This is a genomic window from Fibrobacter sp. UWB5 (genome assembly GCF_002210295.1).
In the GTDB taxonomy this organism is placed as follows: Bacteria; Fibrobacterota; Fibrobacteria; order Fibrobacterales; family Fibrobacteraceae; genus Fibrobacter.
The window spans coordinates 110,955-133,433 of record NZ_MWQH01000005.1 but is presented as its reverse complement, the minus strand read 5'-3'; the positions used below and the strand labels follow the sequence as shown (position 1 = coordinate 133,433).

Genomic DNA, 22,479 nt, shown 5'->3' with positions numbered 1-22,479 from the left:
TAAAATTCTTGTGCCTAAAATGAAGTTTTCGAAGATTTCTCTTGTTGCGTTAGTTTGTTTGAGTTCGGTGCTTTGGGCCGCACCCAAGGGTAAGCCTTACACGGCGGGTTCCGCCAAGGTGATAGGCGCTGTAGAATCGAAGACCGCTTTTAGCGGCGAACGCCTTTTTGCGACGCTCGATTCCGTAGGCGGTACGGGAACCTGGATGGAATGGGACGTGAATGGCGTGAAAGACCCTGCGCTTATGGGAATTCTGGACCCCATGCTCAAGGGAACGAACAAGCCCGAAATGGTGTGGGTGATTACCGAACGCACGAAGCCTCTGGTTGCCGTGTTGCTCCCCAAGGGAAAAGGCGAAACCATCCTGTTCTATGAATTGCCTTCGCTCGATGCAAAGCCGGTACCGCTTTCTATTAATCCGGTGCTTGACCCCGAGGTGGTTTTCCGCGACTACAGGCAGGTTTCGGACAAGGAATATGTGCACCGCGACAAGGATAACCTGAAGGTGAAACTTTTGCCGTCGGGCATGCTCTTTTCTTACGAAAAGAAGGGTGAAGATCCGTTGTTCATGGTGGCCGATTATGCGACCAAGGATCCTGCCGAAAAGAATTCGATTCTGACCGATTACGAAGACTACTTCAAGTACGAATATTCGTTGATGCTCAGGGCCTTTGTGCAGTCGGTCAGGGGTGTGTTCAATTGGCAGCCGTGGCACTGGTATATGCCGGCCTGGAACGCCAAATTCATGATCAAGCGCGCCGAGCTTGAAGCTATCCTTGTACGCGGCGTGGCGCCCTCGTTCTTTAGGCTTTTCAAGGCGACAACGCCTGCCGGAGAATCGATTGAATTCCGAACGAATGGAAATGGCTATTCGGAATTAGAAATTCGCAAGTAATCCATAATCGGGGCTTTCGTTATTTGCTATTTTAGGATTGTGAAGCCCAAAGTACTTATTACCCTTTTTGTGGCCTTGGGGGCAATCTGCTCGTTTGCCCGCGTGGTCGAAGATTCCAGGACGCGTTACGTTCTGGATGATGCTGTCTTTGAATCTAGTATTCATCCTTGTGATTCTACCGGTTTGCCTGGGGTTAAATTCAAACCCGAAAATGCGACCTATCTGGAAAAGCACGATATGCCCTTTAGGCATTATTGGGTGGCTTTGCCCACGAACAAGAAACCGACTGTTTCTGTAAGCGACACCAAGACGGTTCCGCTGGGAGCCCCCTTGTGTGCCGAACACCGCGATATTCGTACGGATGCTTCTTGGATATATTCGATTGATGTTTCGGAACCGGTGCTTCGCGACGGTCTTTGGATGACCAACATTCGCGTGCCGCTTTACGTTAAGAATGGCTCGTCGGTTTCGCTGCGCAAGAATTTCCGCTTGAAGGTTCAGTTTAACGGTTCTACTAACGGAGTCAATCCGGGCAAGCGAGCCCTTTCCAGAGTGCAGAACCCGGCGGCGGCTTCACGCTTTGGCGTTTCGAAGGCGAAGGCTATCAAGGCCTTGCGTTCCGAGGCGGCAGACGGTGAATTGCCGACGTTCCTTGCCCGCTTTAGCGTGGGCGACCAGAATGTGGCGACCAATAGCGAAGACGGCCTGTATGCGGTGAGCTATACCGCGATTCGAAATGCCCTACCCAACCCCAAGGATTTGGACGGCATTCCGGTAGAATGGATTCGCGTTTACGGTGCATCGCCCGATACGCTGGCCGACATGGCTCCTGGCGCAAGCGGTCGCATTCCGAACCAGATTTTTGAAATTCCCATCGAAATTCGCGACCATACGCCCGCATCGGAATACGGCTCAGCCAGCAGCGCTCCCGATAACCTGTTCAATAGCGGCGACTCTATTGTGTTCATTGGCTACGGTAGCGCATTCTGGAAACGTTGCGACCGCGAAGATCAGTTCTTTGTGAACGGCAAGATGGATTACTTCCATTCTTACTCCCCGTATTCGTTCTACCAGAAGTTCTTGCTGGGCTACAAGCAGACCGGCAAGGGCATGCGCTTTAACCAGACGGTGGCGGCCCCTGCAGGTAACGGTAAGGACATTGCTTGGTTGCGTTACGTGCGCGCCGAAAAAGAAATGGATTTGCGCGATACCTACTTTGGTAAGGAACTGGACTGGGAAAAGGCAACCGGTAAGGAATGGTACTGGCTGTGGCATAGCCGTCTCGAGACTACGACGGTTCCGGCTTCTGAACTTGAAATGAAGACGACCAAGCAGTTGCCCGGGCTTGTTCCTGGTGGTAAGCAGTATGTGTCGGCTTCGTATTTCCCGCATCGCTCGGTGTGGGCGACTGCTGCAGTGGTGGACCACGACCAGCGTGCAAACTTGACCCTTTCGTCTGCCGGTTATAAGCAGCGCATGGATTCCATTTACTTCGCGATGGAAATCAACGGTGTTCGTGTGGAATATACCGACACCGAACTTTTGCCGGGCGGTAACTTCCGTATTGATAATCCGGGTCTTGTTGAAGACGGTAACCAGTATGTACTTGAAATGTTGCCGTCGCCCAGACAGTTTGACCGCTTTGACGGCTATTCTGTTGCTTACCAGTGGACGCCGGCTGTCGATTCTGCCGAATGGCTCTTGCCAGGCGGTGCGGTTTCGGGCGTTATCAACGTGCCTGTTCCGTCTAACACCAAGGTGCTTAAGTTCTCGAACATGCGTCCGGTCGGATTCTTGACGGCTGCCGGTGGCGTCGCCAAGGACAGCGTTACCCTTGGCGAAGACGTGCGCTACATTGCCGTTAAGGAAAACGTGTTCCGCTCGGGCTTGAAGGTCGAGGGCCTTGCCAACTATGGCGATGGTGTGCTCAAGGATCTTTCGAGACCCAATTCCAAGCTTGAATACCTGATTATCACGCCGGCCGAATTCGTGGACCAGGCGAAAAAGCTCGCCGAATTCCGTAACGACGGCTCTTCTGTGGGAACGTTTGCGACCTCGGTGGTGGTGGCCGAAGACATTTACAACCGCTATACGGGTGGCCGCATGTCGCCGGTTGCAATCCGCAACTACATCGCCTACGTTTATTCCGTGTGCCCGAATTTCCGCTACGTGTTGCTTGCTGGCGCAGGCCACTTCGACTACCGCGACATCAACAAGAAATACGGTGTCCCGGTGCTTCCTCCGTTCGAAAAGGAAGATGGCGTCATCGAAGACTTCTTCGGCATTCTCGACTCTGGCGAAGTGGCTCCCTATGGCACGTACGATTTGGATGTCGCCGTCGGTCGACTCCCGGTGGCGACGGTGGCAGAATTTGCAAGCTATATCGAAAAGGCCAAGGACTACGAAAAGAAAGGCGTCATGGACTATTCCGACTGGCGCTCGACTTTGCTGCATACGGCAGACGATGCCCGTAACAGCGGTATGGATGACGTGACCAAGCATACCTTGTACCAGGAAAACCTGGTGCGCGCTATCGATAGCATGGCCGTGAACAAGAAGGAACGTTGGAACTTCAAGAAGATTTACTTGCTCGATTATGCTGAAGATGCGGCTGGCCAAAAGAAAGATGCCGCCGAAGACTTCCTGAATATCTTGAATCAGGGCGCCCTGTTTACCACGTACTTTGGACACGGCTCCAAGACCGACTGGGCAAGCGAAGGCCTGCTCAAGCCGAGCTACTTGGTAAAGCTGACGAACAAGGGCCGCTATACGATTCTGGGCTCGTTCTCTTGCACGGTGGGCCGTTTTGACGAAGGCAACGCCCGCTCCCTTTCCGAAGAATTCTTGCTGAAGGCAGATGCCGGTTCTATCGTCTCCATTGGTGCGACGCGTGAAACCTTTGCCGAATACAATTCCAACTTCGGAACAAACCTCTTGCTGAATTCCTTGCGTGAAACCGGCGAAACTATTGGTAGTGCCTTCTTGCAAACCAAGCGTGCTGTCAGCATGAAGTATGAACGCCAGCGTTTCAACAACGAACGCTATGTGCTTCTGGGTGAACCGGTGATTCGCATGCCGAGTAGCGAATTCAAGATTTCTTTGGACACTCCGTTGGATTCTGTCAAGGCGCTTGACCATGTGAAACTTTCGGGTTCCGTGGAAGGCCTAGACAACGGTTACGTGGACTTGATTCTGCGCGAAGGTCGCACGAACAAGAGAATGTCGCTCGAAGTGAACGACGATTCCGTTAACGTGTTCTACGACGGTGGATTGGTTTATTCCGAAAAGGTCCCGGTGAAGGGAGGCCGCTTTGCGACCGACTTCGTGACACCGCGCAAGATTTCGATTGGCGATACGACGGCTGAATTCAGCGCCTGGGCTTATTCCCCGAACGAAAGCGCCGTGGGCCGTTCTTGGCTCAGGAACTTGGTAATTAGCGGTATTTCGGACTACGCCGATTCCCTGAATGACACGCTCCCGCCTTCTATCCAGATTCAGTCTTGCTACGGCGGCGGTGTAGCGACCGACTTTGCCGATGGCGAAACGGTCAAATTGCAGGCCCCTGCTTGCCTGCAGGTGATTGTAGAAGATTCTACGGCGCTTGACTTTAGGGAACAGGCTGACGAAGGTATTTCGTTCGAAGTCGTGGGCGTGCAGGAACCGTTCCACCCGTGGCCCTATTTGGAACAGACTTCGAAGCGTGCCAAGGTGCGCATGAACTTTAGCGCAGAACAGTATCCTGCCGGCAAGTACGAATTCAAGGTGTTTGCGAAGGACGTTTTGGACAACATCGCCGTCAAGTCCTTGAATCTTGAAATCACGGACGACATGGAATCTGGCCTTGCCGACGTATTCAACGTGCCGAATCCGATGGGCAAGAAAGGCACCACCTTCTACTTCAAGAATTTGGCTGTAGATCGCGACAGCAAGGTCGACATCTTTATCTACAACCAGAATGGCAAACTGGTTCGCGTGATCAAGAATGCGGTTTCGGGCGTGACGCACTGGAACGGCCACGACAATCACGGACGCCTGCTTGCTAACGGTCTGTACCACTATGTGGTCCGCAGCACCGTGTCTGCTAACGACAAGTTTGGCAAGAAGACTTGGACTAAAAAACAAAAACTGCTGATTTCGAGGTAATTATGGATTTGCGTGAAAAGCCTGGTAAAGTTCAGACTTTTTTGGAATTGATGTTGCGTTTTCGTTTGATCGCCTTGGTGGTCATGGTCATTGCGACGGTTTCATTTGTGGCGACCGGCTGGCAAGAAATAGTTTCTTTGCCGCTGGGCTCTTCTGAAGCGCTTGGAATGTGGCTGGCTGAAACCGAGACGGCGAAGGGCTTGTGGGAATCTGCCCGCTATATTGGCGTGGCGACGATTGCCTGCGTGGTCATGTTTGTGGTATTTGGCGGCGTGCGCGCGGGAATCGCCTCGCTCGTGTCGGCGGTACTTTCTTTTGCGGCTCTCTATGTGCTGGGCGGTGCCGAAAGCATGCCGCTCCCGATGTTCGGCATCTTGGCGCTGGTAGCGGTTGTCATGTTCATTTTTGTGAAACTCTCGGTCGCTTGCGCGCTGTTCCCGTTTGTGCTTTCTTGGCTGTTCTTGAGCGGGATCCTTGAAATTATCTCTTCGAAGTTCGATGCCGCGGCCAGTCTCATGTGGGGCGCACATTCTGCATTCGCCTTCGCTTGCGCGATGGCCTTTGCCGTAGTCGCGGGGAAGCACTTGGGCGAAGGTGCTCCGCAGGCGGGTGCGCTGGTGAAAGCCGCCAAGCAGTTGCTTGCGCCGGTGGTGATCGGTTCCTTGCTCCTGGTTTCTGCCATGACCTTTGACATGGGGGAACGCAACTGGGTTTGTGCTGCACTTCAGTTCGTGGCATTCCTCGTATGGTTCTTCGGATTCTTCTTCTCAATTTCGAGCTTTGGCCCGTGGGAACGCCTGCGCTCCGGAAGCCGCCGCGTCGAAATGAAGGACAAGAAGAAAAAGTCTCCGGCTAAAAAGAAGAAGTAAGCCTCCGCTCTACATGCGTTGTCCGTGGACAACTTGTAAATGCTTTTTTATGCCATAAACGCCCTTTCTGTGCGAAAAAAGGGTAGATTTATAAAAAAGCGTTGGTGACGCAAGGAGTATCACGGATGTTTGAAATGTCTTCCAGAATTTTGGCTATTCTGTGTGGGTTCGCGGTTTGCGCGTCCGCCGCGGTGGACCAGTGTAAGCCCATCGGCTGGGCGACCCGTTCGGGCCGTACGTCGACCCCCTTCGAAGTGACCGGAGGCGGTAACGCAACCCCCATTACGGTAACGACATTCGCCGATTTGCAAAAATACGCGAAGGATTCCTCGCCGCGAGTTATCTACATCGATGGTACCCTCGGTAGCGGCTGGAGCGGCACGACCGGCGACCGCCTGAATATTACCGGCTCCAACAAGACGATTATCGGCCTTAAACCGGGAACGCTCTTGAAGGCTCCCATCCACATCAGCAAGGCCTCGAATATCATTGTCCGCAACATCGTTATCCAGGGCCCGGGCAGCAACGCCGACCAGGCGTGGGACAACCTCACCATCGAAAATGACGGCTCCAAGAACATCTGGATAGACCACTGCGAATTCTGGGACGGGCAAGATGGCAACGCCGACGTGGTGAAGGGCGCTGACAATGTAACGTTTACGTGGTGCATATTCGGCTACAAGAAAAAGAGTACGCACAACCTCTCGAACCTTATCGGCAGTTCCGACAACGAGCCCGTAAGCGAGGGCAAGCTGAATGTGACCTACATGTTCAACTGGTGGAAGGCTGCAAACCAGCGTAAACCGCGTTGCCGCTACGGAAACGTGCACGTGGTAAACAACCTTTTGACGGGCGATGCAAGCGTCACGGGCGGTACCGACGTGCTGGGTGTTTCGGCAGGCCACATGTGCCGTGTGCGTACCGAACGGAATGTGTTCATCAACGAGGCTAACCCGATTTATACTGGCAACGCGAACGGTACGGGCGTGAACGAGGTCATCGACAACATCTTTACGAACTGCTCGGGCAACACGAAGGGCACGGGAACGTCGTTTACGCCGCCCTACGATTACACAGGCTTCATGCTGCCGGCAAGCGAGGTGGAAGCCGCCGTGAAGGCGAACGCGGGGGCGACACTCAAGAGCCCTACGGAATGTGATGCGAACTATGTGGAGCCGCCGCCTCCGACTCCCGATAAGCAGTACCAGGCCGAAAAGGGCTCCATTACGGGCGGTGTTTCCGAAAGCAGCAACTCGGGTTTTCACGGCGACGGATACGTGAACTTTGACAAGGGCGGAAGCGTGGTCGTGCCCGTGAAAGTGGATGCTGCGGGCCAGTACAAGCTCGAAATTGATTTCGCTAACGGCTCGGGCGAGGCGCGCAGTCTTGCCGTAAGTGCGGGACTCGACACCGCGACCGCGTCGTTCAAGGCGACGGGGGCGTGGAGCGCCTGGAATACGCAGGAAGTTCTCGTGAGTCTTGCCGCGGGCGAAAATGCGGTTAAGTTCGCGACCGTCGGCGGCAATGACGGCCCGAATATCGACCAGTTCGATGTAACGCTTGTGAAGGCGCAGGTGGTTTCGCCGGACACCTCGAAGAAGGATACGACTGTTCGAGATACAAGCTCGGGCGATACGACCAAGACGGCCATCCCGATGCTTTCGGGCTTGTCGCTCCAGCAGGGGGCATACAGCGTGAGTGTCTATGCGACCGACGGAAAGTTTGTTCGTAAAACGGAAAATGTCACGCAGGCGATGCTCCGCGACATGCGTGAACTGACCGCAGGCCTTCCCGCGGGCGTGTATCTGGTACGCGTTACCGCTCCGGGCGTAAGCAGGAGCTATTTTACCGCAGTAAAATAGACGCGAACGGCTTCAGTATGTAAAAGAAACAGCCCCGAAATCTCGGGGCCGTTTTCATATCTTGCGCTAGGCCTGCGCTGTTTAGCGGTTGCTAAACCTCCGCAGCTTACACCTTGGCGAGTTTCTTGAGCGTGGCGGCCTTGTCAGTCTTTTCCCAAGTGAAGCGTGCGCCCGTGCGGCCGAAGTGGCCGAGAGCGGCGGTAGACTGGTAGCCCGGCTTCTTCAGGTCGAGCATCTTCACGATGCCGGCCGGAGAGAGGTCGAAGGTCTTGGCGACAATGGCTTCGATTTCGCGGTCGCTGATCTTGCCCGTGCCGAAGGTGTTCACGAGAACAGACACCGGCTTGGAGTAACCGATAGCGTAAGCGAGCTGGACTTCGCAACGGTAGGCGAGGCCTGCAGCCACAATGTTCTTTGCCACATAGCGAGCGGCGTAAGCAGCACTGCGGTCGACCTTGGACGGGTCCTTACCGCTGAAGGCGCCACCACCATGACGGCCCATACCGCCGTAGGTGTCGACGATAATCTTACGACCGGTGAGGCCGCAGTCACCGTGCGGGCCACCGACCACGAACTTGCCGGTCGGGTTCACGAGGTAACGGGTCTTCTTGTCGAGCAACTTGGCCGGAATCACCTTCTTGATGAGCTTTTCGATGATTTCCTTTTCGATTGTGGCGTGCTTGAGTTCCTTGCCGTTCACGAATTCGTCGTGCTGGGTAGAAATCACGACCGTGTCCACGCGTACGGGCTTGTCGTTTTCGTCATATTCCACTGTCACCTGGGACTTGGCGTCCGGGCGGAGCCACTTGATCTTGCCCTTTTCGCGGAGGTTCTGGATTTCTTCCATGAGCTTGTGGGCGAGGCTGATCGGGAGCGGCATCAATTCCTTAGTTTCATTGACGGCGTAACCGAACATCATGCCCTGGTCACCGGCACCCTGCTTGTCATCTTCCTTACCGTCTGCGGCCTTGGCGTCCACGCCCTGAGCGATGTCCGGAGACTGCTTGTCCATAGCCACGAGCACGGAGCAGCCCTTGTAGTCGAAGGCGAGTTCCGGATTCACGTAGCCGATTCCCTTGATGGTCTTGCGGGCAATCTGCTGGTAGTCAATCACGGCCTTGGTGGTGATTTCGCCGGAAATCACGACGAGGCCAGTGTTCACGAGCGTTTCGCAAGCGACGCGGCTGTTCGGGTCCTGAGCAAGGCAAGCGTCGAGGATAGCGTCAGAGATCTGGTCGCAGACTTTGTCGGGGTGTCCCTTGGACACGGATTCAGAAGTAAAAAGATAATGTGCCATGTAGGCTCCTTGATGTTTTCAGCACCAAAAAGAATGTCGCGTTTTTGAGCATTCCCAAGCGCTGAAAAAACGGGTTTGAGTTTTTCTATGCATAAATGTACAAAAATGCATAGAGACTGACAACTCCAAAACGGAATTTTTGGACCGAATTGGGCTTTGGTCTTCTATTTTTGTAAATTGAGTCCGATTCGCCGAATTGGGAATCTTTTTTATATCCCGGGCAGGGTTATTGCCGTTCCCGAGGGATTTTTGCCCCGTACATTGTTGTTTGCGCCCGTTTTGCTGTGGGCGTTACTCTGTTTTGCCCCTGTGCGTGCCGAAAAACCGGTGACGCTGGATTTCGTGGATACGCCTATCGCCGAGGTGGTGCGCCTGATTTCGCTAGCATACAAGACCCCCGTGCTGGTGGACGACGCCCTCGATTTGAAGGTGACGTTTCACTTGGATGGCGTGGGCGTGCTGGATGCCCTGACGGCGCTCTGTTCGGCCCACGGGCTTGAACTGGTGCAGCAGGAATCCGTGTTCCATGTGCGGCGCGCGAGGGAGCGCGGCGAGCATGAATTTACCCTGCGCGATTCGCTTGTTTCGCTGTCGGTGAAGGATAAGGAAGTGGGCGAATTTGTGCGCGAGTTTGCCCTGAATTCCGGCCTGAATATTCTGGCAGCGCCCGGGCTTGAAGGCCGCATTACGGGCGAGCTTCGCTCCATGCCCGCCGAGGCGGCATTTCGCTCTATCATGTCTGTACATGGTTTTCGGGTTTGGCGTGAAGGCGGATGCTTGAGGGTGAGTTCTGGGAGTAAGGCGACAAGCGAGGCGAGCGATAAAATCCGGATTTACAAGGACGGCGACTTGTACAGCGCCGAGGTGAACGATGGCGATTTGGCGCAGGCGCTGAATGTACTTGCGGAAGTTGCGGAATTGAACTTGGCACTGTACGGCGACATTCGCGAAAGTATGCGGCTTAAGCTGCATGCGGTGACGCTTGAATGCTTGATTGAGTCGCTGTTCAAGGGGCGTCGTTACAGCTTTGCGTTGGAGGGCAAGACTTTGTACGTGAGCGAGGGCGGCACGCACAAGGCGCTTTCGGCGAGTAAGCTCTACCCGCTGCGGCATGTCCATAGCGAGCGTGCGCTTGCGTACTTGGGCAAGTTTGCGCCCAGCCCGAACTTCGTGGCGACCGAAATCAAGGAACAGAATGCGCTCTTGCTGGGCGGTTCGCATTTTGAAATCCAGATGGCGGTGGATTTGCTCAAGCAGATTGATATTCCGGCGTTGCAGGTGACGCTCTCTTGCATTGTGGTGGAATTCAAGCGCGGGCGTGGCTTTGAAATCGGGCTGCATAGCGGTGCCGCGCGTAAGACCGCGGAACGCGATCTTGGCGCGCGAGGCTACTTCGATTTTATGGGAAAGGATTTTTCGGTGGCGGGCGCTTTCGGTAAAATCGGGCTCTTGCCCGACCGCTTTGAACTGGAGCTCGCCTCGCTCGAAGAAAACAATCAGGCCGAAGTGCTCGCGCGCCCGCGCTTGACCACGCTCAACGGCAATAAGGCGGAGCTCAATGTGACAAACACCGTCTACTACTTGGTAAGCCAAGTGTCTGCCGACGGTTACCCGATAACAGACTACCGCTCCTTTAATGATGGCATTTCGCTAGAACTCACGCCGTCGGTTACGCAAGAGGGGAGAATCACTTTAGAGGTTTCGCCTGAAATCAAGTCGGCCGGGCGCAGTTCCGGTGATGGCCCGCGCGACATTAGTACCCGAAACTTGAAGACGATGGTGGTGCTGAAAGACGGTGAAACCCTTTGCTTGGGTGGCCTGATTCGCAAGAGCAAATCCGAGGTGCGCTCGGCGGTGCCGTTTCTCGGGAGTATTCCTCTGCTCGGGCGCTTGTTCAGCTATACCTCCGAAGAAGAGGAAGAAAACGAACTGGCCATTTTTATTACGCCCCATGTGGAAAAGGCGGGACTATGATTTTGAATGTGACTGCTTTGTTTTGGCGTTTGCGGTACACGGGGGCAATTCCGGTGGAGGCGAAACTCTTGACTTGGGAATGCATGACGACCTTTGATGAAATTCCGGCGCAAGCGGAACTTGAACGCATGTTTGAAATGGAATTCCCGCGCACGTGTTTGCGCTTGCAGGAAAGCGGTGGCTTTTACCGGATTTGGCATTTGGTCTCGTTTAATTCTGCCGAAGGGCGACGATCGAGATTTTTGGTGGCGCTGGTGGAGCCGCCGCTTGAAAATAGTGGTCGGCGGGTATTGCCGGAACAGATTTGGCTTTCGGCGGCGGCAGACCAGATGATTGGCTCGTTGCCCGAAAGCGATAACGCCGGAAATTACTTGTGCTATGCGCATGATGAGGGTCGGCTTTACGTGCTTGTTTTCTTTGAAGGCCGGTTGTGCCACTGGTCCGAAGACGTCATAGGGCGTCATGCGAAACTGGATTTGGCGTTGTCGCGGTTCCGGCGGTTCCTGGAAAGCGATGCGCTGTTTTCGCGGGCGAATCATTTTGAAGAAATCCCGCTGCAAGGGAGTAGTTCTCCGGCAATGTTCAAGCGGGCCTCGCGTGATCCTTTTTGGCGCGGGCTCGACCTGCGAAAGCCCGAAGGGAATGCGTCAAAGGGCTTAGCGGAGCTCGCTAGCGCGATGCTTGGCCGCAGGACCTTTTGGTTCGCCATTCTAACGCTCGCTTTGTTGCTCGGGAAATTTTGGAATCCGACTCCTCTTTCCATTTTGAAAGATGTGGTGCCGCCGGAATTGTCGATGCCCGAAATATCGCTGCTGGAGGTGTCGCCGGAATGGGATGATGTGATGGAACCGCTGGAGTCTAGCGCTCCGCGGTCGCGTAAACCCCAATGCATTCTGCCAGAAGTTTTCTTGAAGGGAGTCGTGGGCGAAGAGATTGCCGTGATTGCGGTGGCGGGGGAGTCCAGAGAAATTTCGGTCGGAGATTCGCTGGGGGCGTTTGAGGTTCAGACAATCGGGCGCGACCAAATTGCTTTGGCTTGCGGCGATTCTAGTGTTGTGAAAAAGGTGGGTGCGCATGGTCCTTGATTCCCTAAGTAGGCGAGGCGCCGTTTTGCCGCTGGTTTTAGGAATCCTTTTGGCGGTGACGCTCCTGCTGACATCACTTTTGCAATTGCCGGGCGGGGTGCGTCGGGTTGCGCTGCGCCATGCCCAAATGCAACAGCAGATTTATGATGCGGAATCGGCTCTAATCGCGTGCCTGGAAGGCTTTCCCGAGGATTATTTCAAACTCCCGAAAGTGGATCGCTCGCGGCTTGGCCCGTGGACGGATTTATCTGCAGAGGTAGATTCTATCCGAAGCGTTCATGTGTTGGCAGGAATTGCTTGCGATAGCGCCTGCAATATGCTCAAATCGCATAAGCTCCGGCGTGAAATCTACGAGGGCTTCAAGCAACAGCTGAATCAAGAAATCATGTTGGTCAAGCACCCGCTTAAGCTCGAAATCAAGTCGGGCAACCGCCGCATTCTCGGCCGAGATACCGGGCAAATTCCCTCGACGGCGTTGCAAGTTCTCGATGGCGATTTGACGCTTGACTTGGAGGGCGAAATCCCCTCAGGCCGATTCATCGCCGACGGCTCCGTCAAAATTCGCGGGAATGTGGTTTTCGATACGCTGCGCGTATACGCCCGCGGACCACTCACGTTCCGCGGGCGGCTAAAGGCCCGGTTCCTCGAAGCCTTTAGCGAAGACCGCATCGAGATTTCCTCGGGCGTGGAATTCTCGGGCGTCGCCATCGCCCGGCACGAAGTTGCTTTCCCGAATGGGGCGGACAAGGTCAGAATGCGGTATCCCTCTTTCGTAATGGCGGCGGAATCGGCGAACTTGCCGCTGGAATCGGAACAAGATTCGATTCTGATTCCCGACTTTATTTCCGGCGACTTAAAGCCCTTCCAATGGAGCTTGCGGTAGGCTTGTCTTCCCGCACGTAGATGCGGGATCTCCTCTTCAAACCGAGAACAAAGCATTTTAGGAAATGAAAATGAATTATAACTATTACGTCTACATTCTTTTTTTGCAAACATCAAAGGAGATCCCGGCTTCCCCGTTCCGAGGACCATATCCACTAAGCAGCAAAGCTGCAAGTGGCTATTGGCAAGGCCGGGAAGACAAGGAAAAATGCGTGTGTATGATGAAAAGAAAATCCGGCTTTACCTTGATGGAGGTCTGCGTGGCGTTGGCGGTGCTTTCGGCGGGCGTTCTTGTATTCGGGCGGTACTTGGATGGCTTCAATCGCGTCCGGGCGCTGGAGCGCCAGCATGCGAATGCGGCTCTTGCTGCGGCCCAGGCGGTGGAGCATTTTGTCCGAAATCCGCCGGAATGTTGCGATACTTTGTTCGCCTTCGGGGCGCTTGCCGCCGCGGTCCAGGTTTCCCTCGAATCGATCCCTGGCCCGCGGCCAATCGTCTGGCTGAATGTTTTCGTTGTCACGCCAAGTGTGCGGACCGACCCCAAAGCACCTGTTTTCCGGAGACTTGTGCGATGCGCCCGGTAAACGGCTTTACCCTGATAGAGCTCTTGGTGGCGATGCTTGCCGCCTCGGTCCTGTCGCTTGCGGCCCTGCAGGTTTACGGGGCTTACCACAGGCTTTACCTGCATTTGTCCGGCGAATACCAGAAAGAATCCGCCGCAATCCTTGAAGGGCTGCGGCGCATGAACCCCTATGCGGACGGGCCTGTAGACACTCGATAAAAAAAGCCGGATTAGCTCCGGCTTCATTCTGAAATTTTGTTTCGCTTAGGCTTCTGCGACCTTGGCTGCCTTGGCGGCGGCCTTTTCAGCGGCGCGGGCTCTGTGCATTTCGAAGAGGTTGCCGATGTAGTGCATGAAGGAGAGCACGCTCACCGAGAGGAAGCCGACGGAATAGAGGGCGAGGAACGGTCCGATAATGAACTTCTGCGCACCGATGTATTCCAAAAGACCGAAGATGCAGTAGATGCCAACGCCCAGTTCGATAACGGCCTGCCACGGGAACTTCTGAGCGTAGTGGCTCTTGGCCTTCTTCTTGGATCCGCCGCTCTTCGGCGTACGGACGAAGCTACCCTTGGCACCGATTACGGCAGAGAACACGGCGCGGGAGTTGCTCACTGCAATGCCGACACCCAGAGCCATGAGGATGGGGAGGGAAAGCAAGCGGATCTTCCAGCCGGTGTAACCGGAGCAGCGCTGTGCCACAAAGTAAAGAACAGAAGGAGCGATAGCGGCGAGGAAGATAAAGCTGAAACCAACAGTGTAGGCCCAAGTCGGCAGGTGGGCGACCGGTTCAAAGAACGCGAGCAGCGGCCATGCGCAGAGGGCGGTAAACAACATGCAGGGGTGAATAGAATAGTGCGTGGTATGGAGGATGGCGCCAATCTTTACGCGGAGAGGAACCTTGGCCTTGAGCACGCGCGGCAAAATCTTGATAGCGGTCTGGATAGAACCCTTTGCCCAGCGGAACTGCTGTGCCTTGAAGGCGTTGATGTCGTTGGGGAGTTCGGCCGGAACGATCACGTCGAACACGAACTTCATCTTCCAACCGGCGAGCTGGCTGCGGTAAGAAAGGTCCATGTCTTCGGTCAGGGTGTCGCCTTCCCAGCCGCCACCGCCATAGATGGCCTGCTTGCGCCACACGCCTGCAGTACCGTTGAAGTTCATGAAGAGCTTGCCCCAGCTACGGGCGGACTGTTCCACCACGAAATGGCCGTCGATACCGATAGACTGAGCGAGCGTAAGACCGGATTCGGTGCGGTTCAAGTGACCCCAGCGACCCTGGACCAGACCAATCTGTTCGTCCATGACCAGGTAGGGAATCGTCTTGAGGAGGAAGTCCTTCTCGGGCACGAAGTCGGCGTCGAAAATGGCGAGGAATTCACCCTTGGCAACTTCCATTGCTTCTTTAAGGGCGCCGGCCTTGAATTCGGAACGGTTCGTGCGGTGGATAAGCTTGATGTCGTAGCCCTTGGCGGCGAGTTCGGCGACTTTCTTCTTGGCGACTTCGTAGCATTCGTCGGTGGAGTCGTCCAGCACCTGGATTTCGTGCTTGTCCTTGGGGTAGTCGATGGCGCAGACAGCTTCGAGCAGGCGTTCGACACAGTTTGCTTCGTTAAAGACGGGGAGCTGGGTGGTGACCTGCGGGAGCTCGTCCATCGAGTGTTCGCGGTAGAACTGCAGGATCTTTTTGCGGTCAGAAAGACGCGTGGTGCGGCTATTCTTCAAGAATAAGTAAATGCTATAGTAACAGCTAAAACCATAGATGACAAGTCCGATGCCTGCGATCACATAGACAACGAACATGATGTCGAGTAGGATTGTACTGATTGCCATAAAACCGTATAACCTATATGTAAAACCTTTTGCTCCATTCGGAACTTGCGGCCAAATATAGAAACCTGCGGGGAAGTTTGCTACATTGTGGCAGAGATTTTCTTGAAAAATTTATCAAATATAAGTGCCAAATGTCTGTAAAAAACGAAAAACATGCACTTGAAAAATGGATGGACGCCCAAAAAGGGAATCCAGGCTTCGAAATTGCGCTCAGAAAGCTAATTTCGTTCGCCTGTTCGGAGTGGTACAGACGTGAAAATTTAGTTACGATTGCCCCCGAAGAGGCCCTTGCCCGAGTGCTCGCCACGAACCTGCCCGAATACCCCCTGGGAAAGTGGTTGGACTCGCCTGCGAGGTTCGCCCCCGAAATTGCGGATTTCTGTGAGCGGACCAAGGTGGACCCCCTGCCGGAAGCCCTGAAGGGTGGGGTACCGACGCTGTTGGACCTGCGCGGGGTGGTTTGCCCGAACAACTCCATGCGCAGCCGCCTGGTGATGTCTGGCCTCCCTGACGGGGCGGAACTGGAAATCTACCTGGACGATGGGTCGCCTATAGAGAATGTACCTGGGGCATTGGTCGCCGATGGACACGTTGTCAAAAAAAGGCAAAAAAAAGAGGGTTTTTGGTCGATTTCTGTGGTCAAACGCCCGGTAAGAGTGTAGATTATATATGTAATGGAAAACAGGATACTGATTATAGGCGATGAAATGCTTGGAGAGCAGGGCGAGGCCGCCAACCGCTTTGCCGAAATTCTCCTTTGTCGCGAAGCCAACAGACCTGTCCAGTTTTCCATAAACGCCCCCGCCCCCCTGACATTACAGCAGCTTTACGACCGCGCCTCCGCCGATATTATAGGCAAAAAGGCCGGGCGCATTATTGTGGGCTTTGGGCTGAAGGAACTCAAGCGCGGCGGCAAGGACTACACGGGCGTTTTTGCGGCCTACCAGAAGGTGGCCGACGAAATCCTGAACAAGACGCTTGTGCCCGTGCACTTTTTGACCGTGCCGGAGGACATGTTCCCCGTGGCGCCTTCGCAACTGACTGCCCTGAACGACTGCATTCGCGGCTTGCAGCAGAAAGACGAAAAACGCGTGAAGATATTCGATTTTGCCGCTTACGTGGCGGACTTCAAGGAAAAACAGCTGGAACGCGGCAAGTTTGGCCGGAGCCTTTATACCGAAGACGGTAACCCGACCTCCATATGCAACACGTTCCTCGCGCTGTACCTGTATGATTGTGTAATTAAAGAAATGAAATAAAGGAGTTAGTACCATGAGCTTAACAGACGATCATTTCGCCCGCAAGTTAGCAGCCCAGAGCAAGGCCTGGGAGGAAACCAGCGACGCTCCCAAAAAGGAACGTACCCGTGAACCTGCCGCCCCCAAGATGGGAATTTGCGACAAGTGCAAGAAGGAAGCCCTTTTGCGCTCCTACCGTTTTAAGGAAACGAGCGTGAGCAACGGCGCGGCTAGCTTTGGCACGGTAACCAAGCACCTCTGCGAAGATTGCGCTCCCAAGTCCCGCGCCCAGAAGGATGCCGAAGTGCCGCAGCTCGACAAGAAGCAGTTGAAGAACCTGATGCGCTCCGCTCGCAAGGCATTACGATAACCGAAGCGAACAGATTTGAGACCGTCGATTTTGGCGGTCTTTTTTATTATAAAAAAAACGGCCCTGGCCAAAGCCAGGGTCGTTTCGTTTATCCGTTTTGCTAGAGTGTAGGTAGGATTACATGTTGCTGAAGATCTGGAATCCGCTGTAGGATTCTTGACCGTGTTCGCTTTGGTCGAGGCCGCGGAGTTCTTGACGTTCGGTAACGCGGAGGCCCATGGTCTTCTTGATTGCGAAGAAGATGAGGCTAGCAGCACCGAAGCAGGGAACCGCATAAGCGATCACGCCGATGGCCTGTGTGCCGAGGGTGTAGTCGCCAGTGATATCGAAGATACCGACAGCGAGCGTACCCCACACACCGTTCACCAGGTGAACCGAAAGAGCACCGACCGGGTCATCCAAGTGCAGGCGGTCGAACATGAAGACTGCGCCGACAACGAGCACACCGGCGATGGCACCGATAATCCAGGAAGAAAGCGGGGTGACAACGTCTGCACCGGCAGTGATGGCGACGAGGCCTGCAAGGCAGCCGTTGAGGGCCATGGTGGCGTCCGGCTTCTTCGAAACGATCCAGCTCGTGAGCGTTGCGGTAATGATGCCTGCGACAGCGGCGAGGTTCGTGGTCACCAAAATCCAGCTAGTAGCCTTTGCATCGCCGGAGAGAGCAGAACCGGCGTTGAATCCCCACCAACCGAACCACAGCATGAACACGCCGATGGTTGCGAGCGGAATGTTGTGGGCCGGAATAGCGTGCACCTTACCGCCAACATACTTGCCGATACGGGGTCCGAGAATCATGACGCCAGCGAGAGCTGCCCAACCACCCACGGAGTGAACCAGGGTAGAACCGGCGAGGTCATGGAAACCTGCCTTGCCGATGGTGGAGAGCCAGCCGCCGCCCCATGTCCAGCTACCCACGATGGGGTAGACCAAGGCCACGTAGACGATGGTGAAGACGAGGAAGGAGTTCAGCTTCACACGTTCGGCAACGGCACCAGACACGATCGTGGCTGCAGTCGCAGCAAACATCGCCTGGAACAACCAGTCAGTGAAGAGGGTGAAGTGACCGTTGTAAGCGGCGGTGAAGTTGGCCGGGTTGGCCCAGTCACCGATGCCGAATCCGGCAAATCCAAGTACACCGGAGATCGCGTTGAACGTTCCGGGGTACATGAGGGCAAAGCCGATGGCGGCGTACATCGTGATACCTATGGCGGGAACCGCGATGTTCTTGAAAGCGACGTTGGCCGCGCACTTGGCGCGAACAAGACCCGCTTCGACACAGGCAAAGCCCAGGCCCATGATAAACACCAACATGGCGCTGATCATGATCCAAATGTTTTCTGTCATAAAGATGGCGTCGCTGACAGGTACGACAGTTGCTGCTTCGTTCATTGTTTAAATTCCTTGTGGTTGATGTTTAGCCGATCGCTTCGGGGCCGGTTTCGCCGGTACGGATACGGATGCACTGTTCGAGTTCGGTGACGAAAATCTTGCCGTCGCCAATAGCGCCCGTGCGGGCTCCCTTGATGATTGCATCGATACAAGGCTGCACAAATTCGTCGTTCACAGCAATCTTAAGGCAAATCTTCTTGAGCAAGTTCACCTCGGTCACGACGCCACGGAAACGCTGGTTGTAACCGCGTTGCTGGCCGCAGCCCAGCACGTTGGTGACGGACATCTTGAAAATCTTGCTTTCGTAAAGTTCTTGCTTTACGATGTTTAATCGTTCGGGTTGGATGTAAGCTGTAATGAGCTTCATGTTCCTATCCTTTGTTGAGGTTGTTTTCTTGTTTTGCCCAACCTATTGCAAAAGGCGTGCCAAAATCTCAAAAAGGGCTGAAATTCGAAAAAATGAGCGAAAATAAGCTAATTGGCGCATTTTGTTAAGTATCGATTACAAATTTTGGTTTTCAAAACCTGTAATACGCGCAAAAATTGTAAAGTGCTTGCCATAGTGTGTCTTGTATGTCAGGAATCGCCTGGTGGCAACATCCTTTTACCACTCCGTGCAATATTTTGTTTACAATGTGTTTTGTGTGTGGGCGAATCGGAGCGATTGTCTTGTGTGATTGTTGTTTGGAGAATGTACTACTAAAGAATAAAAATGTTTAATAGGCGTGCAGTATATGCAACGCAAAAATGTGGTGCTTTGAATAATTGAATTGTAGACAAATTAATTTATTGGTTTTATTTTGTAAGATTTATTATTAGCAAATTAATTTTTTATTTGTCTATATTTGCGCACGTCAATCTAAACGAGATTGATGGGTAAAAAATCAACTATATAGGAGAGAGAAATGAAGAGCAATCGTTCTTTGTTGTTTCTTTGCTGCGCTCTTGCAACCGGTTCTATGGCTGCAAATCAGCAGGTTGCAGTTTCTTCTGCACAGCTTAATGTTACAAATTCTAAAACCGACGTCCTCGGCCGTCATAATGCAAAGGTGACTAGCGCATCTGTCGCTTTTGTGAAGGGCGTTAAGCCGACGAAGGCTTTGGCAAAGGCTTATCCGACCGAAGTGTCGATGACCAAGACGGAAGGTATTTATTCGATTCACGGCGAAACGAAATCTTATAAGCTCAATGGCAAAAGCCTCACCGAACGTTCCTATAAGGAATCGATCACTAAAATTGAAAATGCGGACAAACCGAGAGATGCCTTCTCGAGGCACGGTAACGACAGACTGCCCACGAATGATCCCAATACGACCAGCTATACGACGACGTTTACGACGAACGAATGCGCAGGCCAAAGCGGCTGCATGCTGAATGTTCAAACCGACTGGTCGCCCAATAAATGGGAAGACATTTATTTCTTGAGTGTCCCTCTGATGATGTCTTACGGTCATGACCTTTCCGACGTCAACTATTTCCCCATGGTGGGCGCAAATGGTGATGGCATTGGCATTCACTTTGTGGAACCGGCTGCTCCGTCTGAAGATTTTGTGGCTGCTGGCAAGTTGAAAATGGGCGGCGATTGCAGTGATTCGTACTATTCTCCCGATATCGCTCATGCATCCAATATCGCTCGCTTGATGAATACGGTCGCTCCCGGTGCCACTTTGTATGGTTACACCACAAGCTGCGTAGACTACATGAATAATGCGGAATATGTTCCGTATCCGGTGAACCCTTATGACCAGAATCCCAAAATCTTTATTGGTACGATTAACAATAAGGAACAGTATTCGGGTAGTGTATATGGCCAGGACAGCCGCTATATCGATGAACTCATCTATAACACGCGTATCATTGAATTTGCCGCAGCCGGTGATAGGGGCTTGGATAGCTACAATCAGATGTTGAGTGCCGCTATGGGTACCAATGTGATTACGGTCGGCGCCGTTAGAAGTCCTTTTGATGGCGGTATGCACCAGACTTCTAGTTTTGTTAACCCGAAATATAGGGGCTCTAAGGAAACCATCGTGAAGCCTGAAATTGTGAACTTCGCGGATTTCCATTTCCCGACCAACTATTCTCCGGTTATTCAGAACGATTTCGTGATGCCTCCGTATGTGACGCAGACGGCTTCTGCTTCGGCGTTTACCGCTGCGACCACCGCCTTGTTGCTGGATAAGCAGCCGTTCTATCGCTGGCATCCGGAAGTGGTCAAGGCTCTTTTGCTGACTTCGGGTACGAACAAGCTTGATATTGATGCTTCGAGCCACGACCGTGACAATGGTCCTTACTATGCTCAGAGGGTGATTAATGCTGAAACGATGGCCTCTAACAACCGTTCCCGTTTCTGGAATGGTAACAATACGGACTTCTTTACAAACACCAGCAACAAGATTCAATTCGAAGAATCCGGTATTATTGCGAAGATGACGTACCGTATTGCTATTGCTTGGCTGTCTAGCGGTGATTACGTTTTTGAAAATGGCAAGCTGCCGCAGGATATCAACCTTTCTGTGTATCAGGATGGCAAGCTGATCGGCAATTCCGCTTCTACCTCAAACCCCTTTGAATATGTGGAAGTGACGCCGACGAATAACCATAATCTGAAGATTGTGATTAGAAGAGTTAGAAACGAAGGTGGCCGCGTGCTCCTGGGCTACAACTTCCATGGCTCTACTAATAACTAATTTGACTTAGAAAAAAACTTAATTTTTTTCTTCGAACGGAACTAAGGAAACGCAGTTCCGTTTTTTCTTTGATATGTAGAGTGCCTTGTCGGCAAAGGAGAGCATGTCTGAAACGGCCCCGTCTCCGAATGTTCCGCCAAAGCTCATGGTTAACTTTACATTTGGGTAGTCTTTCAGTACGATTTTTTCTGCCTTGGCACGCATCTGTTCAAGTCTGACTTTCAGCACTTCATGACTGATGCCCTTGAACGAGATTAAGAATTCGTCGCCGCCATAACGTACGACGTGGTCCAGATTACGAACTGAAGAACTCAGTATTGATGCCACGGCTGCAAGGGCGGCGTCGCCACACTGGTGGCCGTAAGTGTCATTGATTTCTTTGAAAAAGTCGATGTCTGCCATTACGACTGCTTGGCAATTCTGTGATGCGAGTTTCTCGTCGAAATACTTACGATTCATCACTTGAGTCAACGAATCCCTGTAGATTTTATCGTTGATTTCTGTGATTTCGTTAGTTTTGTCGGTAAAGCCGAATACGGTTGTTTCTTCGCCGGTTCGCACCACTTTCATTTCGACATACTGACCGAGTTCGTTATGGAATATTTTTGACAAACTATTGCCGACTGGCAGGTATTCTTTAATATAGGATTCGTCTGCCACTTTTCGGAGACTGTCACGGTCTTCTTCGAGAACGGTCGTATTGAGGAGTTTTTCAACAAGGGCCTTGAAGGTCGGCGGTTCTTTCGTGGAACCAAGAGCATTTTTGATTCGATCGCTAGTGCGGAAAATTTCCACCTTATCAGTTACAAAATCGACACTGGCAACGGAGGCGTATCCGTTCATGAGCGCGTTGATCATGTTTTGTTGTTTGCGGTTCTGCTCCAAGAGTTCTTTCTCTTGTTCCAACTTTGTCATTTGCGCATTCACATTTTCGACAAGGTACAGAACCCGGCGTAGTGGCTTTTCGTCGCCAATGCGTACAAATATCGCCTTGCTCCAACCGTGAATCTTTCCATGGAAAATTTCTGAAATGACATTTGCTTTCTTCATGCGTTCCGGCAATGTTGAAAGAATCGTAAAATTCTTGATAGTTTCAACGCTTTCTGGACATGCAAGGTTTACCATGATATTGGTAAGACTTTCTTGTAGGGTGCCGCCGCATTTCATAAACTTATCGATGAATTCGTTAGTCTTGATAGGATAAACGGTTTTATCCTCAAGGTCAAGAACATGCATCGAAATGTACAGTTCTGTGGCGGCGTGAGTTACAGCCGTGAAAAATTCTGCAGCGTTCGCAGGAATGTCTGCTATAAAATTTTTGCTATTGTCCATAGAATCATTGCTCCAGATACCTATAAAAATATATTCATTTCAATGGAAAAAATGG

Annotated in this window: 18 protein-coding genes; 13 read left to right on the top strand and 5 right to left on the bottom strand. The window is 52.9% G+C overall.

The window, feature by feature from the left end; all coding sequences use genetic code 11:
* The first annotated feature begins 19 nt into the window (after nucleotides 1-19).
* The 4 genes from B7989_RS08885 (at nucleotide 20) to B7989_RS08870 (ending at nucleotide 7,769) form a co-directional block, all read left to right on the top strand.
* The gene (locus B7989_RS08885; protein WP_088628155.1) at nucleotides 20-895 is read left to right on the top strand and encodes a hypothetical protein; all 876 of its coding nucleotides are present in this window, start codon (nucleotides 20-22) and stop codon (nucleotides 893-895) included.
* Nucleotides 896-934: 39 nt separating this feature from the next.
* Entirely contained in the window at nucleotides 935-5,038 is a 4,104-nt protein-coding gene (locus B7989_RS08880; RefSeq protein ID WP_233144337.1) for a C25 family cysteine peptidase, read from the top strand.
* A gap of 2 nt (nucleotides 5,039-5,040) precedes the next feature.
* A complete protein-coding gene (locus B7989_RS08875; protein ID WP_088628154.1) occupies nucleotides 5,041-5,907 on the top strand; it encodes a hypothetical protein in 867 nt (288 codons plus the stop codon).
* A 125-nt stretch (nucleotides 5,908-6,032) separates the two neighbouring features.
* A complete protein-coding gene (locus B7989_RS08870; RefSeq protein WP_088628153.1) occupies nucleotides 6,033-7,769 on the top strand; it encodes a carbohydrate-binding protein in 1,737 nt (578 codons plus the stop codon).
* Between the two features lie 106 nt (nucleotides 7,770-7,875).
* Here B7989_RS08870 and metK read toward each other — a convergent pair whose 3' ends face one another.
* Nucleotides 7,876-9,066, bottom strand: coding sequence for a methionine adenosyltransferase (gene metK / locus B7989_RS08865; RefSeq protein ID WP_088628152.1), 1,191 nt, complete (start codon nucleotides 9,064-9,066; stop codon nucleotides 7,876-7,878).
* A 249-nt stretch (nucleotides 9,067-9,315) separates the two neighbouring features.
* On the opposite strand from metK, the gene B7989_RS08860 reads away from it, so the two are divergent.
* The 5 genes from B7989_RS08860 (at nucleotide 9,316) to B7989_RS13985 (ending at nucleotide 13,788) form a co-directional block, all read left to right on the top strand.
* Nucleotides 9,316-11,040 carry a type II and III secretion system protein gene (locus B7989_RS08860; protein ID WP_233144336.1) on the top strand — a complete coding sequence of 575 codons (1,725 nt, stop codon included), beginning with the start codon at nucleotides 9,316-9,318 and terminating at the stop codon, nucleotides 11,038-11,040.
* A complete protein-coding gene (locus B7989_RS08855; RefSeq protein ID WP_088628151.1) occupies nucleotides 11,037-12,125 on the top strand; it encodes a hypothetical protein in 1,089 nt (362 codons plus the stop codon). Before B7989_RS08860 ends, B7989_RS08855 begins: the two co-directional genes overlap by 4 nt.
* Nucleotides 12,115-13,008, top strand: coding sequence for a hypothetical protein (locus tag B7989_RS08850; RefSeq protein ID WP_144265008.1), 894 nt, complete (start codon nucleotides 12,115-12,117; stop codon nucleotides 13,006-13,008). Before B7989_RS08855 ends, B7989_RS08850 begins: the two co-directional genes overlap by 11 nt.
* Before the next feature lie 70 nt (nucleotides 13,009-13,078).
* Nucleotides 13,079-13,591, top strand: coding sequence for a type II secretion system protein J (locus B7989_RS13880; RefSeq protein ID WP_158212887.1), 513 nt, complete (start codon nucleotides 13,079-13,081; stop codon nucleotides 13,589-13,591).
* Nucleotides 13,579-13,788 carry a PilW family protein gene (locus B7989_RS13985; protein ID WP_158212886.1) on the top strand — a complete coding sequence of 70 codons (210 nt, stop codon included), beginning with the start codon at nucleotides 13,579-13,581 and terminating at the stop codon, nucleotides 13,786-13,788. Before B7989_RS13880 ends, B7989_RS13985 begins: the two co-directional genes overlap by 13 nt.
* 45 nt (nucleotides 13,789-13,833) lie before the next feature.
* On the opposite strand, the gene B7989_RS08840 is transcribed toward B7989_RS13985, so the two are convergent.
* Complete coding sequence (locus tag B7989_RS08840) at nucleotides 13,834-15,402, bottom strand: glycosyltransferase (protein WP_233144335.1); 1,569 nt, start codon at nucleotides 15,400-15,402, stop codon at nucleotides 13,834-13,836.
* A 131-nt stretch (nucleotides 15,403-15,533) separates the two neighbouring features.
* On the opposite strand from B7989_RS08840, the gene B7989_RS08835 reads away from it, so the two are divergent.
* Genes B7989_RS08835 through B7989_RS08825 form a run of 3 tightly spaced genes read left to right on the top strand, consistent with a single transcriptional unit; the run spans nucleotide 15,534 to nucleotide 17,010 of the window.
* Nucleotides 15,534-16,064, top strand: coding sequence for a sulfurtransferase TusA family protein (locus B7989_RS08835; RefSeq protein WP_088628148.1), 531 nt, complete (start codon nucleotides 15,534-15,536; stop codon nucleotides 16,062-16,064).
* Between the two features lie 12 nt (nucleotides 16,065-16,076).
* The gene (locus B7989_RS08830; RefSeq protein WP_088628147.1) at nucleotides 16,077-16,661 is read left to right on the top strand and encodes a hypothetical protein; all 585 of its coding nucleotides are present in this window, start codon (nucleotides 16,077-16,079) and stop codon (nucleotides 16,659-16,661) included.
* A 13-nt stretch (nucleotides 16,662-16,674) separates the two neighbouring features.
* Nucleotides 16,675-17,010: a hypothetical protein gene (locus tag B7989_RS08825; protein WP_088628146.1), complete on the top strand. Its 336-nt coding sequence runs from the start codon at nucleotides 16,675-16,677 to the stop codon at nucleotides 17,008-17,010.
* Between the two features lie 117 nt (nucleotides 17,011-17,127).
* Here the strand turns inward: B7989_RS08825 and B7989_RS08820 are convergent, their stop codons facing one another.
* Complete coding sequence (locus B7989_RS08820) at nucleotides 17,128-18,402, bottom strand: ammonium transporter (protein WP_088628145.1); 1,275 nt, start codon at nucleotides 18,400-18,402, stop codon at nucleotides 17,128-17,130.
* A 25-nt stretch (nucleotides 18,403-18,427) separates the two neighbouring features.
* Nucleotides 18,428-18,769 (bottom strand): P-II family nitrogen regulator, encoded by a 342-nt coding sequence (locus B7989_RS08815; protein ID WP_088628144.1) that lies wholly within the window; start codon nucleotides 18,767-18,769, stop codon nucleotides 18,428-18,430.
* A 538-nt stretch (nucleotides 18,770-19,307) separates the two neighbouring features.
* Here B7989_RS08815 and B7989_RS08810 point away from each other — a divergent pair.
* The gene (locus B7989_RS08810; RefSeq protein ID WP_088628143.1) at nucleotides 19,308-21,092 is read left to right on the top strand and encodes a S8 family serine peptidase; all 1,785 of its coding nucleotides are present in this window, start codon (nucleotides 19,308-19,310) and stop codon (nucleotides 21,090-21,092) included.
* 18 nt (nucleotides 21,093-21,110) lie between these two features.
* On the opposite strand, the gene B7989_RS08805 is transcribed toward B7989_RS08810, so the two are convergent.
* On the bottom strand, nucleotides 21,111-22,424 hold the full coding sequence (locus B7989_RS08805; RefSeq protein ID WP_088628142.1) for a GGDEF domain-containing protein: 1,314 nt from the start codon (nucleotides 22,422-22,424) through the stop codon (nucleotides 21,111-21,113).
* Nucleotides 22,425-22,479: the final 55 nt, after the last annotated feature.

Bases quoted from the DNA above. Each gene is read 5' to 3' on its own strand.
- B7989_RS08875 (WP_088628154.1), top strand. From the start codon at position 5,041: ATGGATTTGCGTGAAAAGCCTGGTAAAGTTCAGACTTTTTTGGAATTG.
- B7989_RS08850 (WP_144265008.1), top strand. From the start codon at position 12,115: ATGGTCCTTGATTCCCTAAGTAGGCGAGGCGCCGTTTTGCCGCTGGTT.
- B7989_RS08870 (WP_088628153.1), top strand. From the start codon at position 6,033: ATGTTTGAAATGTCTTCCAGAATTTTGGCTATTCTGTGTGGGTTCGCG.
- B7989_RS08805 (WP_088628142.1), bottom strand. From the start codon at position 22,424: ATGGACAATAGCAAAAATTTTATAGCAGACATTCCTGCGAACGCTGCA.
- B7989_RS08835 (WP_088628148.1), top strand. From the start codon at position 15,534: ATGTCTGTAAAAAACGAAAAACATGCACTTGAAAAATGGATGGACGCC.
- B7989_RS08810 (WP_088628143.1), top strand. From the start codon at position 19,308: ATGAAGAGCAATCGTTCTTTGTTGTTTCTTTGCTGCGCTCTTGCAACC.
- B7989_RS08855 (WP_088628151.1), top strand. From the start codon at position 11,037: ATGATTTTGAATGTGACTGCTTTGTTTTGGCGTTTGCGGTACACGGGG.
- B7989_RS08820 (WP_088628145.1), bottom strand. From the start codon at position 18,402: ATGAACGAAGCAGCAACTGTCGTACCTGTCAGCGACGCCATCTTTATG.
- metK (WP_088628152.1), bottom strand. From the start codon at position 9,066: ATGGCACATTATCTTTTTACTTCTGAATCCGTGTCCAAGGGACACCCC.
- B7989_RS13880 (WP_158212887.1), top strand. From the start codon at position 13,079: ATGAATTATAACTATTACGTCTACATTCTTTTTTTGCAAACATCAAAG.
- B7989_RS08885 (WP_088628155.1), top strand. From the start codon at position 20: ATGAAGTTTTCGAAGATTTCTCTTGTTGCGTTAGTTTGTTTGAGTTCG.
- B7989_RS13985 (WP_158212886.1), top strand. From the start codon at position 13,579: ATGCGCCCGGTAAACGGCTTTACCCTGATAGAGCTCTTGGTGGCGATG.
- B7989_RS08830 (WP_088628147.1), top strand. From the start codon at position 16,077: ATGGAAAACAGGATACTGATTATAGGCGATGAAATGCTTGGAGAGCAG.
- B7989_RS08825 (WP_088628146.1), top strand. From the start codon at position 16,675: ATGAGCTTAACAGACGATCATTTCGCCCGCAAGTTAGCAGCCCAGAGC.
- B7989_RS08840 (WP_233144335.1), bottom strand. From the start codon at position 15,402: ATGGCAATCAGTACAATCCTACTCGACATCATGTTCGTTGTCTATGTG.
- B7989_RS08815 (WP_088628144.1), bottom strand. From the start codon at position 18,769: ATGAAGCTCATTACAGCTTACATCCAACCCGAACGATTAAACATCGTA.